Here is a 15,051-nt window from a genome sequence, read left to right as displayed (position 1 = left end):
CGGAGCCCGATCCCCTTGAGCGCGTAGCGCTCAAGCCTCCGCTTTGAGCGCCAGCGAAATGCGGATAACCGCCAAGAATGGCCCGGCAATTCCCCCGTTTTTGATTTTCGGAATGGAGCGGAGCGGAGTTCCGGAAATGCAGCGATAGCCCCGTAGGGGATATCGCGGAGACGGCGCCGCGCGATTTCTGGAATTCGCGTCAGCGAAATTCGAATTACCGCCTCGGCGATTTTCAATTTCCGTCCTCGACATTTTGAATTTCTCTCTACCGAATTTCCGGCGTCCTCGATCGAGTTTCGGGCCGGAATTCGAATTCTCTCCGCGAGCGGATTGCTACCCTCTGTGCCCAACTTGCAACGCTTTGACCTGCTGTTACTACTCTAGGTAGTCGCATGGTTGGGGTTGGAATTTCACGGGATCGGCGGGAGGATAGATAAAAAGCCTGATTCCGGCCCCGGGTGTGTGAGCGCGTCCGGGGTCGCGCGGGCCCGCCGATCCCTGGTCGATCGACGGGCCCGCGGCCTTCCTACGCCTTCGGCCTGGCGCTGGCCATCAGCTCGGAGACGGTCTCGGAGACTCCTTCGGTGGCCCAGCGGAACGCCTTCTCCTGCTTGCGGATCTCGTCGGCGGACAGCCCTTCGGACTTCGCCCACGCGTCGAGGTCGCCGAAGTCGCGCAGCTCGTTGTAGCTGTCGTCGATGCGGTGGATCCGCGACCACGGGAGCATCAGCCGTCCGATGCGCCAGTCGTGGCTCTCGTTGCCGTCCGGCTCGAAGGTGGTCTCTGTCCAGCACCCGGTGATGCTGATGCCCCAGTCGTGGGTCCGGAAGTACTTGGCCCAGACGTCGATGCCGGTGGCGGCGTCGTGTGCCTGTGCCCCGGTCCCGAGCACGGTGATGCTGTACAGGTAGTCGTTCGGCCCCATGGGTCAGCCTTTCAGTCGTCGGACGAGGACCCGCCGGACGCGGTCGTCCTCCCGGGCGGCACGCAGCAGCTCCCGCACTATCTCGGCCTTGTCGACCCGCCGGCCTGTCTCCTCCCGCAGCTCCAGCACGAAGAAGTCCAGCTCCTGCGCTTCGGTCGGGTCGTGCCGGACGGTGAGCGCAACGGCGTCCGCGGCCCGGGGTGCCGGCCGCTGCTGGGTGGTCCGGCCGCGCCGTGCAGGGGCGGCCTTCTTCGCTCCGGTGGCGTCACGACGTCCCGGCGTCACGACGTCATCAGAGCCCGCCTCGGGGCCGTTGGGCTGGGATTCCTCCCCGTTGCCCCCGATCCGTAGCCCCCTCCCGCCGGAGGGTTGGAGCTTGGGCTGCTTCGCGATGACCAGGGGCTCGGTGGCTGGCATGGCGCGCTGCTGGGTCATGCCGGGATCTCCTTCACCAGGTGCTGGGCGAGCAGCTCGTACACCGCGCGCACCTCGCCGCTCCCGGCGACCTGATCGAGCGGGAGGGCGTACTCGTCCGCGTTCAGCAGGGTCGTACGGCTGGGGACGACGCCCCAGACGTGCTCGCCGAACAGCTTCCGGCAGTTGGCGAGCTGGCCGGAGTGTGCGGTGAGCCGCTGGTCGTAGGAGGAGACGATGACCCCCGCGAAGGCGACGTCCGGGTTGCCGAGGTCTTCGCCGGCGGACTCGACGAACTCCCGCCACCGCAGCATCCCCTGGATGGCGTCGTACTTCGCCTCGGTCGTGCCGACCGCGAAGTGTGCCGCGGCCATGGCCATCTCGGTTAGGTGGCCGAAGGCGGGCTGGCAGTCGATCAGCAGGTAGTCCAGGTGGCTGTCCGCGCCCTTGAGAGCCTTCGCGAACCGGCGGTAGGCGCCGCGCTGGGCGACCTCGCGGGCCCGGTTCTCCAACTCGATCCGGGCGGGCAGCAGGGTGATCCGCTCCGCGAAGGGGGCGTCCCAGCCGATCGGCTGCCAGACCTGAGAGGCCACCCCGTCCGCGGAGGCCTCGATGGCTTCGGCGACGGTGAGCTTGTCTGGGGAGTCCACCCAGCCGAGGCGCCTGCTGGCGTTGCCCTGGGGGTCCATGTCGGCGACCCCGACCCGATGGCCGGCCTTGGCGAGAGCCTCGGCGAGGCGGACGACGTTGGTCGTACACCCCGTCCCACCCTTGTTCTTCCCGAACGCGATTCTTCGCGCCATCAGTCTGTCTCCCTTCGTTGACCAGCAGGTTAGCGGCTGTCGTGGCGTCACGACGCCGAGGCGTCACGACGCCATGGCAAGGGGCCCGCACTGGACGGTGCGGGCCCCTTGGGCAGGGTTCAGAGTGGCCAGTCGCTCGCTTCCTGCCGGGCGACGTCGCACCCGGGGGCGTGGCCCCAGTTCCGCCCGCACTCGTGGCAGGTGGGGAGCGGCCGATCGTCGTCGGGGTCCCGGTACTCGTCCCACTCGTCCTCTTCATCCATGCCTCGGTGCCCTCCTCCGGCTTGTTGTCTGTGCTGTTCAACGAGGGGCCGCACGGTTGGGTGCGGCCCCTCGTGACGCCATGACTTCGTGACGTCGTGGCGTCGTGGCGTCATGTGGCAGGCGTCAGCTCACGCTGATCGAGTGGATGACGGAGGCTTCGAAGTCGATCCGCTGGGCGAGGTCGGGGTCCCAGAACGTCCCCACGATGGCGGCCACCGCGTGATCCTCGCCCGCGTCCAGCAGGTCCACGACGGTCTTGATCATGTGTGCGGGGATGTCCGCCTCGATGGTCCCCTCCCACCAGTTCTCCGAGATCTTCCAGTCCCCGTAGATCGAGATGGAGAGGGTGTCCGGGTAGCTCCGCGGCTCCTCTTCCTCCTCCTCTTCGGCTTCGGCCTCCTCCGCCTCGGCCTGCTCCTCGCCGAACTCCTCACCGCCCAGGCCCGGGGCGGCCGGCGGAGTCGGCGGAGCCTCAGCGGGGGCAGTCGGGGGAGCGGGCGGAGTCGGCGGAGCCGCAGGCGCCTCGGGGGCCGGAGCCGGAGCGGGAGCGGCCTCCTTGGCCGGGCGCCGCAGAACCTTCCGGGTGGCGCCGGAGACCGCGCTCCTGGTGTTCTTGGCGGCCCCGCTGATGGCCTGCCCGATCTTCTTGAAGAACCCCATGTCAGATCTCCCCCTCGTCCCAGCCCTGACGGCTCACCAGTTCCGCGCTGACCTGTCGGGCATCGCCCGTGACCCGCAGCCACGCCTGCTGCCCCGGCGTGCGCCCGCCGTCGATGACGCAGGTCACGCACTCCCCCGCCACCGGACCGAGGACCGGAACCGGCCGGGAGGTGAAGCAGACGGGGCACACCAGCAGACTGACGACACGGCTCATCCCAGCTCTCCCTTCACGTGGTCGCGCACGAGGTCATGGATGCTGCGCCGCCCGCCGTCCAGGTGCGGCAGCAGCAGGCCCATAGGCGCGGTGCCCTCACTGCTCCAGCCGCCGTGCGTGGGGCCCAGCTCCATCCCGGACGGCTTGGCCAGCGCGGGGTCTTCCTGGTCGCTGGCGATGGTGATCGCGTCGACGTACAGCGACATCGGGCGGATGCCGTCCTGGGCCGCGTACTTCATGAGGTTGCGGTAGGTGTTGGCGAGCGCCAGATCCAAGAGGTCCTGCGCCCAGTCGGGGCGCCAGAACAGGTCACCGCTGTAAAGGTCGCCGGTCTCGAAGTCGAGCTGGGGCTCACGCCGGTCCAGGTAGCCGCGGAAGCTCTTGTAGAGCTGCCCGTTGATCTGCTTGGCCCACTTCCCACCGGGCCGGCCTTCCTCGATGGCCGCGAGGATGCGGGTGCGCGAGGCGTGCAGCTTCTTGTACATCGGGTTCAGCGCGCGCTTCTTGCGGGGCCAGTACCAGGCTTCCAGGACCTCGGGCTCCCACTCGGGGTACACGTCCTCGGTCAGCAGCTCCATGCCCGGCGTGCGGAGCCAGAACCCGCCCTCCTCGGCCTCGCGGAACTGGAGCGGGGGCAGCATCGGGTCACCGGTTCCGGGGATCTCCGCGACCCGCCAGTACCCCCGGAACTGCTTGTCGAAGGGGCGCCCGTGCGCGGCGTGCTCGGGCTCGCCGATGCCCAGGTCGATGCTGGAGTAGGCGCCCAGCCACGCGGCGCTCTTGTCGAGCTTCTGGACCCAGGCCCGGCCCCGCTCCTCCTCGGTCGGCTCACGGTGCCAGGTGGTCTTCACCAGCTGAGGCACCGCGTTGCGCTCGGCCGGCGGGACCTCGCGCCGCCGGATCGCCTCACACAGCACGTCCTCATCGGCGATCCGCCCCGCCTTCGCCACCGCCACCGCCGTGCGGTTCGGGCTCTTGAAGAACGGCACCGCCATCGGCTTGTCCCCGGGCCCGTACACGGTCGACAGCGTGTAGACCATCAGCGTGTCCAGCATGGTCGCCGCGTCCGGCGCCCCGCCCAGACCACCCAGCTCGAACCCGTTGCGGATCCGGCTGTCGTACGCCGGAATCGCCAGGTTCACCCGCTGACCATCGGCCAGCACCAGCACCGTCCACGCCACCAGCCCAGCGGGCTGCTGCTCCACGACCGATGAGCCTGGCCCCGGTACCGCCCAGTCGTGCGCAACGGGCTCCTGCGGCCCGACCTGGCCCCGCCGGCGCATCGGCTGCCCGCTTGCGTCGGCTTCCTCGGCCTGGGCCCCGGCGAGCGCGGCCCTGGCCTTGCGATCGGCGGGCAGCCCGAGGGCTTCGAGTGCGCTGGCGTGCAGGTACAGAGTCCGCAGCCCGTACGCGGCCATCAGGCCCGGAACCTCGCCGACCGAGGACGGCATCGGCACCGCGACCGGCTCGCAGTTCGGCAGGTGCAGCAGGCCGTCCCCCAGCACCCCGAGCGCGGTCGCCCAGTCCGTCAGCCGCGACCACCCCGGGTCGGTCACCCGCTCCACGGGCTCCGGGTACGTGACGTCATGACGCCGCGACGCCACGACGTCATCAGACCTCGTGCCGGAGCCCTCTGCGGAGGGCCGTTCCGGGGTCTCTCGCGCGTCACACGTAAATTCCAGCTCCAAAAAGGTCGCTCCGGTCGCTCCGGTCGCTCCGCCGCAGGTCAGAGGGTCGCTCCCGGGAGCGACTAGGGTCGCTCCCGGGTCGCTCCCGGGGGTCGCTCCGCTCGGGAACTGACTCGCTCCGCCCTCGGCGGGGCCGCCCTCGGTCTCCTCGTCGCGGGCGAACAGCTCGGACGCCTTCGCGGTGTCGAAGCAGTGCATTCGCTCCCCCAGACCGGTGTACCGGACCTCCTTGGGCAGGAGCCGCTGCGCGTCCTTGCCGCTGCCCCGGATGTGCACCCCGAGGGCGTCCAGGTGCCGCAGCGCGGCGGACAGGTTGTCGATCTCGGCAGTCTTGGACGCCTGCTTCACGGCCTCCAGTCGCACCCACCACAGGCCCGCCTCGGGCTGCCGGAAGCCCTTAGGCGGCTGCAACCCCTCCTCGGCCGCAGCCCGGAATTTGTCCATGGTCGGGAAGGTGCTGCCCTCGAACCGCAGAGCGTCCAGCGCCAGCCACAGCCGCTCGCCCTCGGGCAGGTTCGCCTCGGCGGCCTGGACGACCGCGGGCCCCAGCAGCTCGGCCGCGGCCTGCTCCGCCGCAGCACCCAGGCCGGACACGCCCAGCACCTTCTCCAGCAGCAGCGCCCCGACCACCCACGCCATGTGGATCTCGGCGATGGTGTCGGCGATGCCGCCGGTACGCGCGCAGTACTTCGCGCACAGCTCCAGGTGCGCGGTCTTCAGGGCCTGAAGGTTCGCGGCCGTGAACACCCCGCCGCGCACGGCCCACTCCAGCGGCCAGCCGCCCGCGCTGCGGGCCAGGCGCTTGAGCCGCTTGGAGACGTGCTCGGCGGCGAAGCCGTCCGGGGAGGCGGGGTCGCCCTTGGAGTTCACCCAGGTGTGCGGGAAGAAGGGCCCCTCGATCTCGAACAGGCGGGAGGCGAGGTCTTCGGTCTGGCCCTGCCAGCGCAGCCACTGGTTCGAGGTCGACAGCAGGATCGACCACCAGAACCCGTCGATCTCGCGGGCGGAGCCGTCCGCGCTGCCCATCTGCCGGATCGCGCCGCCGACCATCTGGGAGAACTCCCGGCCGGCCTCCTGCACCTTGCGGCCCGACGTGCTGTGCTCGTCCAGGCCGAACGGCAGGAAGCCGCGCTGGCGCATGGCCTGGGTGATGCCCTGCTTCGAGCTGTTCCAGGTGCCCATGATCTGTTGGCGCCTCGGGGCGATGTCGCCCAGCAGTGCGCACGCCACCGTGAGCATCGTGGACTTGCCCTGCTGGCCGGGCCCGACGAGGTTCAGGATGTGCGCGTGGACGTCGATCGCGTTGTAGGCCGGCCCCAGGAACATCGCGCCCAGGACGAGGGCGGCCTTGGGGTCCAGCACGGCGTACGCGCCGATCTCGTCCCAGACCTGGCGGGCGTGCTCCTCGGCGCCAGCCGTCACCCGGTAGCCGAAGGACTGGGCGTCGGCGTCCGGGAGGACAAGGTCGCCGTCCTCGCTGTAGTACGGGCGGGCCATCAGCTCCGGGGCGTCCTCGCCGTCCGCGCGCATGATGGTCGCGTAGGCCTGCCTCGCGTCGGAGCTGGACGGGCGGCTCTGCCCGACCTTCGCGGCCCAGGTGCCGCGGTCGATCTCGTCCTCGGTGATGATCCGGCGCCGCCGCTGGCGCTTGCCGACGATCTGGTACTCGATCCGGATCGTCTCGCCGTCGTCGGTCAGGTGCAGGATCTTCGCCGTGACACGGGGCACGGTGCCCACGACGAACGGCTCCGCGTCCTTCGACGCGCGGTGCAGGATCTGGCGGGTCTTGTCGTTGAAGTACCAGCCGGGCCGCATCGCGGGGATCGGCCGGCACCCGGGCGGAACGTCGCTCTCGGGCTTGGACTTGGGGTGGAGCTGAGTGACATTGCCCTGCCGGGGGACAACACCGGCAGTTGGCTGAGATTTGGCGGGCATGCGCGCCTTCCCGCCGGTGCCATGGTGTGACAGGGACAGACGTCCCCTACACTCGACACCGACTAGTGAGGACCCCTCGGGATAGGGCGGCAACCCTGTGACCCCGGGGGGTTCGGTCGTTTCTGGGGCTAAAAGCTCTTCGTGGGGGTGAGGTTACTCCCTGCCACGGAACTGGAGTCCGCCCGCATCCCCAGACGGGCGAGGCACGACGGACAGACGAACCTGGCCATCCTCCAAGATCCCCAGCTCAACAGCGTGGAAGCTGCCGTCCGGGGTGCCGAGCGCGTCCACGCTCAACGCGTCGGCGGGCATGTCGTAGGACCCGCCCAGGTGCATCAGCAGGCCGATCAGCATGGCGTGCGACATGTCGGCAGGCTCGGGCAGCTTGGTCACTTCGGGGTCGCCTTCTTCGCGGGGGCCTTCTTCGTCCGGACCTCGATGCCGGCGGTCTCCAGCCAGCCGTAGAAGAGGCCCGGTGACACGCCGGAGAGCTCCCGGATCCGGTTCCTGCCGGCGCCGGTTCGGACGGCCTCGATGGCGGCAGGCTCGATCTCTTTCAGCAGTTCCTCTGCCTTGCTCAGCAGTTCGGCGCGCTTTGCGCCCAGCTCCGCGAGCCGCCGCAGAGCCGCTACCTGTGCTTCTTCGGGAAGTTCAACCATGGACCGAAGGGTATCGCAGAAACTCGCCACGATGAAGTGTTGTACGCATCGTGGTTTCTGTGTCATGGTGGAGCCGTTCCCAAACGGGAGCGGCCCCGAGCCGGTGGTGACACACCTGCTCAGGGCCTTGACCACCCCCCTGAGACGACAGGAGGGCGATCCGTGATGGATCGTACCCAGGGGTCCGGCACGTCCGTGCCCACCCCCACCCCGAACCCGTCCCCGGCCCCCGAGCCCGTCCCCGCCCCGGCCCCCGAGCCGGTGGTCCTGGAGCGCGGTACCGGCATCAGCGTCATCTGGCCCCAGGACGGGGGCGCGCGATGAGCTACGCCGGCGGAACCCCGAAGCCGAAGACCCCCGGCCCCAAGCCCTCGGGCCCGAAGGCCTTCTTCACCGACGAGCGCCTGGTCGTCCTGATCGCCTTCGCGGCCGGGATCGCCGCCGCGGGTGCGGCCGGCGGCTTCGTGGCCCACTTCGACGGCCCGTGGTGGTCGCAGCTGGCCGTCGCGGAGCTGGCCGCGGTCGGCGTGATGCTGGGCCTGTTCGAGGCGCTGTCCGCCTGGCTGCGGAGGGCCCGGAACGAGCGGCTGTGCGAGGTCCAGGACGCGGCGGTGGCCGCGCACTGGTCGGGCACCTGCGGCTGCACCCTACCCGGCGATGCTCGCGGACTGCGACGCGTGGAACGACGCGCTGCTGCTGGCGGTCGAGGCCGAGGACGGTGCCCGATGACCACGCAGGAGATGAAGACTGCGGCGGGCGCCCTCGGCGCCGCCCTGCTGGCCGGTGCGGTGGTCGCCGCGCTCACCCCGGGCGGGCTGGCCGGCCTGCTGCTGACTCTGGCGGCCGGGTACCTGTCCTTCTTCGCGGCCTGGGACGCGCTGGCGCCCCGGCCGACGAAGGCCGGCGAGGACGGCCGGGACGGGGGCGAGCTGTGAACGCGACGCTGCCCCTGACCGGCGAGGCCTCCGCCCGCCTGGAGACGCTGTTCCGCCTCCACCACTCCCACCTGGTGGCGTTCGCCGAGACGCGCACCCGCGACCACGCCACGGCCGAGGACGTCGTCTCGGAGGCCTGGCTGCGGGCCGCCGCCTCGCTCCACCAGCTCCGCGCCGACGACCAGCGCGCCTACGGCTGGCTGCGGGCGATCGTCGTCCGCGCCGCCGTCGACCACTACCGGCCGCGCCGCGCCGACGAAAGGCCGGCGGACTTCACCGACGCGGTCACCGCCCGCGCCCTGCCCGCGTCGGCTCCGGCCGACGAGAGCGAGGGCCTGGCGCTCACGCTGCTGACGGCCGCCCAGGCCGTCGTCATCAAGCTCAAGGCCCAGGGCCTGAGCGACCTGCGGATCGCCCATCGGATCGGGCGCTCCGAAACGGCGGTCTGGAAGCGCAAGCACGCCGCCGCCCGCCGACTCCGACTCCAGATGGCTGGGTGATCACCATGAACCGACAGTTCCGACGCACGACCACGCGGGTTGCCCTGGCGGCCCCGGCCATCGCGGTGACCGCGGTCTCGGCGGTGCTGACCGTCGCGGTGGTGGCGCTGTGGCTCCAGGGCGTGATGCCGCTGGCCCTGGCGCTGGTGATCGGCCTGGGCTATGACGGCGCGTGGCTGGCCGCGCTCGCCTACGAGCGCCGCTTGGCCGGGCAGGGCGACCACAACGGCACGGTGACCGCGCTGGGGTGGGTGTTCGGCGCGCTGACGACCGGGATGCTGGTCGTCCACGCGCTGACCAGCCCTCACACCGCAGGGTGGCTCGCGGTCGCCTGGCTCCCGCTCGCGGCCAAGACGCTGTGGTGGCTGCACTCGATCTGGGAGTCGACGGAGATCTCGCCGAAGGCGCGGGCGGAGATCCGCCGGGTGCTCCAGGACTCCCGCGACACCGCGGCCATCTCGCGGGCGGTGCTGAGCGCCCAGACCCACGGCGAGCGGATCCGCATGGATGCCCTGTCCCGCACCGGCGCCGCGCTCGCGGGGGCCCAGGCGAAGACCGCTCGGGCCCTGGCGGAGGCCTGGGCGGAGCTGGAAGAGGTCTCCGGTGAGGACGACGAGTCCTCCGCCCTTCAGCGGATCGTCGCCCCCGCGTCCCCGGCGTGGGAGCTGCCGGTGTGGACGCCGCTCTCCGCCCTGCGTCCCACCGCCGCTCTCCCCGGCGGAGACGCGGCGGACATCCGCCCGGAGCCTGTGAAGGCCCAGGCCAGCGCCGTGCAGCCCACCGGCGCTCTCCGCCCGGACACCGAGCACGCTCCGGCGCCCAAGCCCGCGAGCGTGGCCTCCCTGGTCCGCCTGGCGGTGGCGGAGGTCGGCGACGACCCAAAAGCGGTGACGGCCTGGGTGAGCGCCAGGACGACGAAGGCGGTGCGGCCGGACACGGTCGCCCGGGAGATCCGCAGCACGAGGAACACCCCCACCGACACCAAGGCCGGCGCCCGCTTCGGGTTCGCCGCCGGGAGGAACTGACCATGGCCGAGCCGCGCTACTACACGACCGCAGAGAAGGCCAAGCTCGCCCTGCTGGTGGCCCGTGCCGCCGCCGGGGGCGACCGGGGGAAGATCGGCGCCCGCATCGACGCGATCCAGGCGGAGGCGGTGGCCCGCGAGGAGGCCGAGGACGCCGCCCGCGAGAAGGCCAAGCAGGACGCCCGCGACGCGAAGGCGAAGGCCAAGGCCGAGCGCGACGGCAAGTCGTACTGGTTCTGACCGACCGCCAGGGGCGGGCCGCACGGGCCCGCCCCCTCAACCCCCGAACCGCCCTCACGACCGCCAAGGAGACGCCATCATGCGCAAGACCGTGACCACGACCTGTGTCCTGTACCTCCAGCCCGGCGACGTCCTGCGGGACTCCGGCGCGGTGGTCGGCCACATCGTCACCAACGTGGCCCCCGGGCTCACCGACGTGGTGACCGACAAGGGCGTCCGCCGGATGCTCACCACGAAGACCGTCACCGTCATCCGCTACGTCTGACCGACCACCAGGGGCGGGCCTACCCGGGCCCGCCCCGCCACCGAGAGAGGAACCCCGATGAGCAACGACAGCACCGCCCGTGACGCGATCCGCGCTTACCACCGCCTGCGCCTGGCCCTGGAAGCCGCGGAGGCCAAGACCCGGTTCGACGCGATCGCCGAACAGCTGGGCATCGACCCCGCCCACCTGGACCGCGACGTGGAGCGGATCGCCAAGGAGGCCAACGCCGCCATCACGGCCGCCGGTCTCACGCAGGACGAACTGCGCCAGATCGACGCCGCCATCGTCCAGGTCACCCAGGCCTGACCCGCCCCGACCGAGAGGAGCACGACATGAGCTGGCTCGCCAGCCTCGGAGAGGCACTGACCATCGGCGGCAACAACCCCGTGAAGGCGGCGAACCCGCCCCGGGGCGAGTGCCGGCAGTGCTGGGAGCACGCGCACGACAGCCGCCGGGTGCACGCCCACTTGGCCCCGGGCGAGGACTGCCCGGCCTGCGTGGCCCACATGGGCGGCCGACACCCCGCCCACCTGATCGTCACCTGACCGGAGCCCGCCAGGGGCGGGCCCGCCGGGCCCGCCCCTCCCGCACGAAGGAGAAGCCGATGACCCACTACCCCGCCTTCAACGCCCCGTGCGCCAACGACGCGTACGACGGCGCCCCCGATCTCGACCAGGAGGCGGAGGAGGTCGCCCGGCTGGTCAAGGAGCTGGATGGCCCGCACAGGCCGGAGTACTACGGGCCGGTGACCACGGCCGAGCGTCGGGAGGTGATCCTGCGCCTGGCGGCCGTCCACGACCGGCGGTGGTGGCGGAGCCGGACCGAGGCGGACGGGCAGCTCGCCGAGTCGGCGGCCTTCGCTCTCCAGCAGTTCGACCGGCTCCACCCGGAAGAGGTCGCCGGTCCGATCGGGCCGGACTCGATCGAGTGGGACGCTCCCGGCGGCACCCGGGCCTACGTCCGTAGCGAGTACTGGACGTGGCGCAACGTCCCGCCGGGCTGCGGCCCGTGCGACCCGCACGACCCGTGCGAGTGGCACCAGCGCTGACCGGGCGACCGGTCGGAACCGAAATCCGTGGGCCATCTGTCCGAGGTGGCGCGCACACTGACAGATCACCTGCTGATCTCTGATCAGCGAGGGGACGCCGGGCGGGGATGACGCCCCGCCCGGCAGCAGGCTCCCCAGGCAAGAGAGGAGAGCACCACATGGCCATCCTGGCAGCCGGGAGAGGCGTCCACAGCGCCGTATCCAGCCTCGCTCAGGTGTCGCCCACGGGTCACCCGTCCGGGCCCGCCACGGGCACCCCGGGGCCCGCCGACGACGGCACCGCAGCCGCGATCTGGGGCGTGCTGGACGCGATCGGCAAGCCCTTCCACCTCAACGGTCTGGGCGTGCTGTGCGCGCTGGGCCTGATCGGCTGGCTGATCAGCCAGGCGCCGAAGCTGCCCAAGCGCACCCCGAAGCAGAAGGAGACGGACGAGGCGATCGGCAAGGCGTTCAAGGCGGTGTTCGCCGCCCTGGGCCGGTTCCTGGTCGGGCGCCCGATCGGCGCGAAGACCGCCGCGCGCAAGAAGGAGGCCGGCGCGTCGTTCTGGAACAACGCGCTGCCCGAGCCCGAGCCGCTGTCCGCCCCGCCGGCCGAGATGGGCGCCATCGCCATGCCCGGCGCGGTGGCCGGCCCCGACTTCCGCGAGGTCCTGTCCGACCGGCTGGTCGGCTTCACGGACTGGGTGGGCGCCCTGCCGGTACCCCGCCTCCTGGTGCAGGCCTCCGACATCGGCGCGATCGTGGCCTGGCACGTGGCGCTGGCCGGGCGCTGGGCGGGCCGGGGGCTGCGCGGCGTGCTGATGCTGCCCGTCGCCCTGTGGCGTGGCGTGGCCTCCTACAGCCGGTGGGCGTACGTGAGCGTGCTGACGGCGCGCGCGGCCGTGCCGGGCGGGTGGGCGCTGTACGTGGTCGCTCCGGACCGCGTGCTCACCGGCCTGGCCGTCGCCGGGATCGGGACCGGCGTCGCGGCGTTCACCGGCCCGGACGGCCTGGGCAAGTGGCACGGCCCCAAGCCCTCGGACGACCAGCTCTACGGCCGGTGGCTGTGGTCGATGCTCAAGGCCGCCCTGCGCCTGCCCCTGGACGCCCAGAAAGAGGACTGGCTGGCCGTCCCGCCCCGCCTGGACGACGAGGGCGCCCAGGTGGTCCTGATGCTGCCGGAGGACTTCCGCGGCACCCCGAGGGAGCGGGCCGACCTGGACGAGATCGTGAACCTGCGCCTGCCCGGCGACTGGGTGAGCCAGTGGCGCCTGATGGGCGGGGGCCACAAGGCCGTGTGGACCGCCCGGCGGGCCGCCCGCGAGCTGGTCGGCGACGAGGCGACCTACGGGCCTGCGCTGTGGCCGATCCTGCACGCCCGTCTCGGCCTGGACGACGACGAGCTGATGGAGGACTGGCTGACCATCCCGGCCGACGTCTCCGACCGCCAGTCCGTCGTGAGGCTGGAACTCCCGCTCTCCTTCGTCGGGGGCGACGTGGACCGCCAGGAACTCACCGCCCTGCTGAACCTGAAGGTGCCCGGGGACTGGGTGGCCAAGTGGCAGCTGAAGGGCGGCCAGCGGGACGGCGACCACTGGGTCGAGTGGACCCACCGCCCGCCGGCGCCCCCGGCCCCGGAACCGCCGGACGCGGTCGACATCAACGACCCGCGCGTCCTCGCCGCACTCGCCAAGCTCAGCCCGGAGGAATTCCTCCTGGGCCTGGACGACCACCACGACGCGCTGATCCGCAAGCTCTCCGGAGAAACCCCTCACCTCGCGCTGTCGGTCGGTACCGGTGGCGGTAAGTCCGCCAAACTGCAATGGCTCGCCGTGCAAATGGTCATGAAGCGCGGAACCATCATCGGCGTAGACCCGAAGATGGTCAGCCTCAAGCCGCTTCGGGGAATTCCCGGCGTGCACCTCTACAGCGACCCGCAAAACGCGGTCGACATGCGCCGCGTCATCGAGTGGCTGGCCGAAGTCACGGTTGCCCGCTTTTACGAGAAGGAGCAGGGGCTCCGCGCCTCATTCGACCCCATTTACCTCATCCTGGAGGAGTCCAACGAACTCGTTGTCCTCCTGAAGCAGGCATGGGAAAACGTCCGCGTCAAAAAGGGTGAGGACCGGGACTCGTCGGCCGATCCGATCTGGCGTGAAGCCGTGGGAAAGATCCTCCGCCTCGGCCGTGACGCCAATGTGCACATCATCGCCGTATTCCAGGACTTCAAGGACAACGAATTCGGCGGCGCCAGCCTCACGCCCCTGTTCCGACTCAAGGCGCTGGGCAACTACGAAGAAAACCAGTGGAAGCGCATTTTCGGATCCGTGCCCATGCCGCCGAGCAAGAACAAGGCCGGACGGATGGCCATCGTCGCCGAAGGAAAAGCGGTCCGCTACCAGGTTCCCTTCACCCTCGACGCCCTCACGCCCCCGCCCGGGAAAACCATCGAAGAAACCTCCGAGACCATCTACCACCAGCTCTACCTGGACCTGCGCGAGCGCCACGGCTACGAGCCCGACGGCCTCTACAGCGCACCGCCTGCCAACTCCCCCCGAGGCATCCCCAAGCTGCTCCAGGGGCGCCTGTCACCGCCCGCGGCCGGAACCGCCCAGAGCCCCGAATCGGGCCGTTCTGGCGGCATCGTGCCTGCTCAGCGCGTGACACTCAGCAAGGGTGACGGCCTCTATGACACCTCCAGTGACGGAGGCGGTGACGCCCTGCGTGACGCCCTGGAAGGCCTGCTGACGCGCCAGGGCCAGGGCGCCGACCAGGTGGCCGACCAGGCGCCGGCCGAGCCCGCAGAGGAACTGTTGAGCCTCGCCGAGATCTCCCGCCGACTTGAGGCCCAGGGCATCATCAAGGCCGCCAACACCATGACCGCCAACAAGCGCCGCCGAAAGGACTTCCCCGCCGGTCAAACCGACGAAAAGGGAAAGACGAAATACACCTACTCTGAAATCTACGCCTATTACGAGGGGCTTGGAGAATTCCCTCCGGCCGCCCCGAAGGTCGAATCCTAGGCAAATTCAGGCGAAAAGCCCCCTCATTGCGAGGGGGCTTTTTCGTGCCCTTCCGGACCCGCATGGAGGCTCCGGCAGGGTTTCCTGACAGCCGAGAAGTGATACACACCCTCATCCGGGCCCTTGTGGAGCTACCCAAAATTCACGTCACATCGTCAACGGGGACCGGGGGCAACCCCTGGGATTACACGGTGCATCAACGGTTGAAAAGCGGTCCAAATGGGGCGACGAATCGCCTTCCGGGGCGATTGAAAATAGCCTGAAAAGTCGCCTGAATTTCGTCACAATATTCACTCTGGGAGGGTTCGAATTCGGGTTTAATTGGGCGTCGATTTCCGCCTTGGCGAGCCTTGAAAAGGCTCTGAAATTCTGAGCGCGAAGCGCGAAGAAATGGGGTCGATATTGGTTCGAATTCGCGAAGCGGATTCGCCGGATAAAGAATGGGGCGCTCCGCGCCCCAGGGGCCAGGGCTCCG

At 70.5% G+C, this 15,051-nt stretch carries 20 protein-coding genes; 10 read left to right on the top strand and 10 right to left on the bottom strand.

The window, feature by feature from the left end:
* The 10 genes from ACIQWA_RS40640 to ACIQWA_RS40595 all read right to left on the bottom strand — a co-directional run.
* The coding region (locus ACIQWA_RS40640) for a hypothetical protein (RefSeq protein WP_402492169.1) at positions 1-236 on the bottom strand (236 nt) is incomplete at its 3' end.
* A 290-nt stretch (positions 237-526) separates the two neighbouring features.
* Positions 527-925, bottom strand: a complete 399-nt coding sequence (locus ACIQWA_RS40635) for a hypothetical protein (RefSeq protein ID WP_402492165.1) — start codon at positions 923-925, stop codon at positions 527-529.
* 3 nt (positions 926-928) lie between these two features.
* Complete coding sequence (locus ACIQWA_RS40630) at positions 929-1,360, bottom strand: hypothetical protein (protein ID WP_402492162.1); 432 nt, start codon at positions 1,358-1,360, stop codon at positions 929-931.
* Positions 1,357-2,142: a ParA family protein gene (locus ACIQWA_RS40625; protein ID WP_402492158.1), complete on the bottom strand. Its 786-nt coding sequence runs from the start codon at positions 2,140-2,142 to the stop codon at positions 1,357-1,359. The genes ACIQWA_RS40630 and ACIQWA_RS40625 overlap by 4 nt, the downstream gene beginning before the upstream one ends.
* Before the next feature lie 119 nt (positions 2,143-2,261).
* Positions 2,262-2,405: a hypothetical protein gene (locus ACIQWA_RS40620; RefSeq protein ID WP_402492156.1), complete on the bottom strand. Its 144-nt coding sequence runs from the start codon at positions 2,403-2,405 to the stop codon at positions 2,262-2,264.
* Positions 2,406-2,529: 124 nt separating this feature from the next.
* The gene (locus ACIQWA_RS40615) at positions 2,530-3,066 is read right to left on the bottom strand and encodes a hypothetical protein (RefSeq protein ID WP_402492153.1); all 537 of its coding nucleotides are present in this window, start codon (positions 3,064-3,066) and stop codon (positions 2,530-2,532) included.
* Between the two features lies 1 nt (position 3,067).
* On the bottom strand, positions 3,068-3,280 hold the full coding sequence (locus ACIQWA_RS40610) for a hypothetical protein (RefSeq protein WP_402492150.1): 213 nt from the start codon (positions 3,278-3,280) through the stop codon (positions 3,068-3,070).
* Positions 3,277-6,783, bottom strand: a complete 3,507-nt coding sequence (locus tag ACIQWA_RS40605; protein WP_402492147.1) for a DUF927 domain-containing protein — start codon at positions 6,781-6,783, stop codon at positions 3,277-3,279. The genes ACIQWA_RS40610 and ACIQWA_RS40605 overlap by 4 nt, the downstream gene beginning before the upstream one ends.
* Positions 6,784-7,056: 273 nt before the next feature.
* Complete coding sequence (locus ACIQWA_RS40600) at positions 7,057-7,296, bottom strand: pRL2-19 (protein ID WP_402492145.1); 240 nt, start codon at positions 7,294-7,296, stop codon at positions 7,057-7,059.
* On the bottom strand, positions 7,293-7,562 hold the full coding sequence (locus ACIQWA_RS40595; protein ID WP_402492142.1) for a hypothetical protein: 270 nt from the start codon (positions 7,560-7,562) through the stop codon (positions 7,293-7,295). The genes ACIQWA_RS40600 and ACIQWA_RS40595 overlap by 4 nt, the downstream gene beginning before the upstream one ends.
* 162 nt (positions 7,563-7,724) lie before the next feature.
* Between ACIQWA_RS40595 and ACIQWA_RS40590 the strand changes: the two genes are divergently transcribed.
* The 10 genes from ACIQWA_RS40590 (at position 7,725) to ACIQWA_RS40545 (ending at position 14,576) form a co-directional block, all read left to right on the top strand.
* A complete protein-coding gene (locus tag ACIQWA_RS40590; RefSeq protein ID WP_402492140.1) occupies positions 7,725-7,886 on the top strand; it encodes a hypothetical protein in 162 nt (53 codons plus the stop codon).
* Positions 7,883-8,497 carry a hypothetical protein gene (locus ACIQWA_RS40585; protein WP_402492138.1) on the top strand — a complete coding sequence of 205 codons (615 nt, stop codon included), beginning with the start codon at positions 7,883-7,885 and terminating at the stop codon, positions 8,495-8,497. Before ACIQWA_RS40590 ends, ACIQWA_RS40585 begins: the two co-directional genes overlap by 4 nt.
* Positions 8,494-8,997 (top strand): RNA polymerase sigma factor, encoded by a 504-nt coding sequence (locus tag ACIQWA_RS40580; RefSeq protein ID WP_402492135.1) that lies wholly within the window; start codon positions 8,494-8,496, stop codon positions 8,995-8,997. Before ACIQWA_RS40585 ends, ACIQWA_RS40580 begins: the two co-directional genes overlap by 4 nt.
* A gap of 5 nt (positions 8,998-9,002) precedes the next feature.
* Positions 9,003-10,022 (top strand): protein spdB, encoded by a 1,020-nt coding sequence (locus ACIQWA_RS40575; protein WP_402492132.1) that lies wholly within the window; start codon positions 9,003-9,005, stop codon positions 10,020-10,022.
* 2 nt (positions 10,023-10,024) lie between these two features.
* A complete protein-coding gene (locus ACIQWA_RS40570; protein ID WP_402492130.1) occupies positions 10,025-10,261 on the top strand; it encodes a hypothetical protein in 237 nt (78 codons plus the stop codon).
* A 79-nt stretch (positions 10,262-10,340) separates the two neighbouring features.
* On the top strand, positions 10,341-10,526 hold the full coding sequence (locus ACIQWA_RS40565; protein ID WP_402492127.1) for a hypothetical protein: 186 nt from the start codon (positions 10,341-10,343) through the stop codon (positions 10,524-10,526).
* A 57-nt stretch (positions 10,527-10,583) separates the two neighbouring features.
* Complete coding sequence (locus ACIQWA_RS40560; RefSeq protein ID WP_402492124.1) at positions 10,584-10,832, top strand: hypothetical protein; 249 nt, start codon at positions 10,584-10,586, stop codon at positions 10,830-10,832.
* Positions 10,833-10,858: 26 nt separating this feature from the next.
* The gene (locus tag ACIQWA_RS40555; protein WP_402492121.1) at positions 10,859-11,071 is read left to right on the top strand and encodes a pRL2-8; all 213 of its coding nucleotides are present in this window, start codon (positions 10,859-10,861) and stop codon (positions 11,069-11,071) included.
* A 59-nt stretch (positions 11,072-11,130) separates the two neighbouring features.
* A complete protein-coding gene (locus ACIQWA_RS40550) occupies positions 11,131-11,574 on the top strand; it encodes a hypothetical protein (protein WP_402492119.1) in 444 nt (147 codons plus the stop codon).
* Positions 11,575-11,732: 158 nt separating this feature from the next.
* On the top strand, positions 11,733-14,576 hold the full coding sequence (locus tag ACIQWA_RS40545) for a hypothetical protein (protein ID WP_402492117.1): 2,844 nt from the start codon (positions 11,733-11,735) through the stop codon (positions 14,574-14,576).
* Positions 14,577-15,051: the final 475 nt, after the last annotated feature.

The organism is Kitasatospora sp. NPDC098652, assembly GCF_044760155.1.
Classification (GTDB): Bacteria; Actinomycetota; Actinomycetes; order Streptomycetales; family Streptomycetaceae; genus Kitasatospora.
This window is presented reverse-complemented; position numbering and strand designations above follow the sequence as displayed.

Coding starts and splice junctions, on each gene's coding strand:
- ACIQWA_RS40610 (WP_402492150.1), bottom strand. CDS start 3,280: ATGAGCCGTGTCGTCAGTCTGCTGGTGTGCCCCGTCTGCTTCACCTCC.
- ACIQWA_RS40625 (WP_402492158.1), bottom strand. CDS start 2,142: ATGGCGCGAAGAATCGCGTTCGGGAAGAACAAGGGTGGGACGGGGTGT.
- ACIQWA_RS40570 (WP_402492130.1), top strand. CDS start 10,025: ATGGCCGAGCCGCGCTACTACACGACCGCAGAGAAGGCCAAGCTCGCC.
- ACIQWA_RS40635 (WP_402492165.1), bottom strand. CDS start 925: ATGGGGCCGAACGACTACCTGTACAGCATCACCGTGCTCGGGACCGGG.
- ACIQWA_RS40595 (WP_402492142.1), bottom strand. CDS start 7,562: ATGGTTGAACTTCCCGAAGAAGCACAGGTAGCGGCTCTGCGGCGGCTC.
- ACIQWA_RS40560 (WP_402492124.1), top strand. CDS start 10,584: ATGAGCAACGACAGCACCGCCCGTGACGCGATCCGCGCTTACCACCGC.
- ACIQWA_RS40620 (WP_402492156.1), bottom strand. CDS start 2,405: ATGGATGAAGAGGACGAGTGGGACGAGTACCGGGACCCCGACGACGAT.
- ACIQWA_RS40555 (WP_402492121.1), top strand. CDS start 10,859: ATGAGCTGGCTCGCCAGCCTCGGAGAGGCACTGACCATCGGCGGCAAC.
- ACIQWA_RS40615 (WP_402492153.1), bottom strand. CDS start 3,066: ATGGGGTTCTTCAAGAAGATCGGGCAGGCCATCAGCGGGGCCGCCAAG.
- ACIQWA_RS40630 (WP_402492162.1), bottom strand. CDS start 1,360: ATGACCCAGCAGCGCGCCATGCCAGCCACCGAGCCCCTGGTCATCGCG.
- ACIQWA_RS40575 (WP_402492132.1), top strand. CDS start 9,003: ATGAACCGACAGTTCCGACGCACGACCACGCGGGTTGCCCTGGCGGCC.
- ACIQWA_RS40585 (WP_402492138.1), top strand. CDS start 7,883: ATGAGCTACGCCGGCGGAACCCCGAAGCCGAAGACCCCCGGCCCCAAG.
- ACIQWA_RS40545 (WP_402492117.1), top strand. CDS start 11,733: ATGGCCATCCTGGCAGCCGGGAGAGGCGTCCACAGCGCCGTATCCAGC.
- ACIQWA_RS40605 (WP_402492147.1), bottom strand. CDS start 6,783: ATGCGGCCCGGCTGGTACTTCAACGACAAGACCCGCCAGATCCTGCAC.
- ACIQWA_RS40550 (WP_402492119.1), top strand. CDS start 11,131: ATGACCCACTACCCCGCCTTCAACGCCCCGTGCGCCAACGACGCGTAC.
- ACIQWA_RS40565 (WP_402492127.1), top strand. CDS start 10,341: ATGCGCAAGACCGTGACCACGACCTGTGTCCTGTACCTCCAGCCCGGC.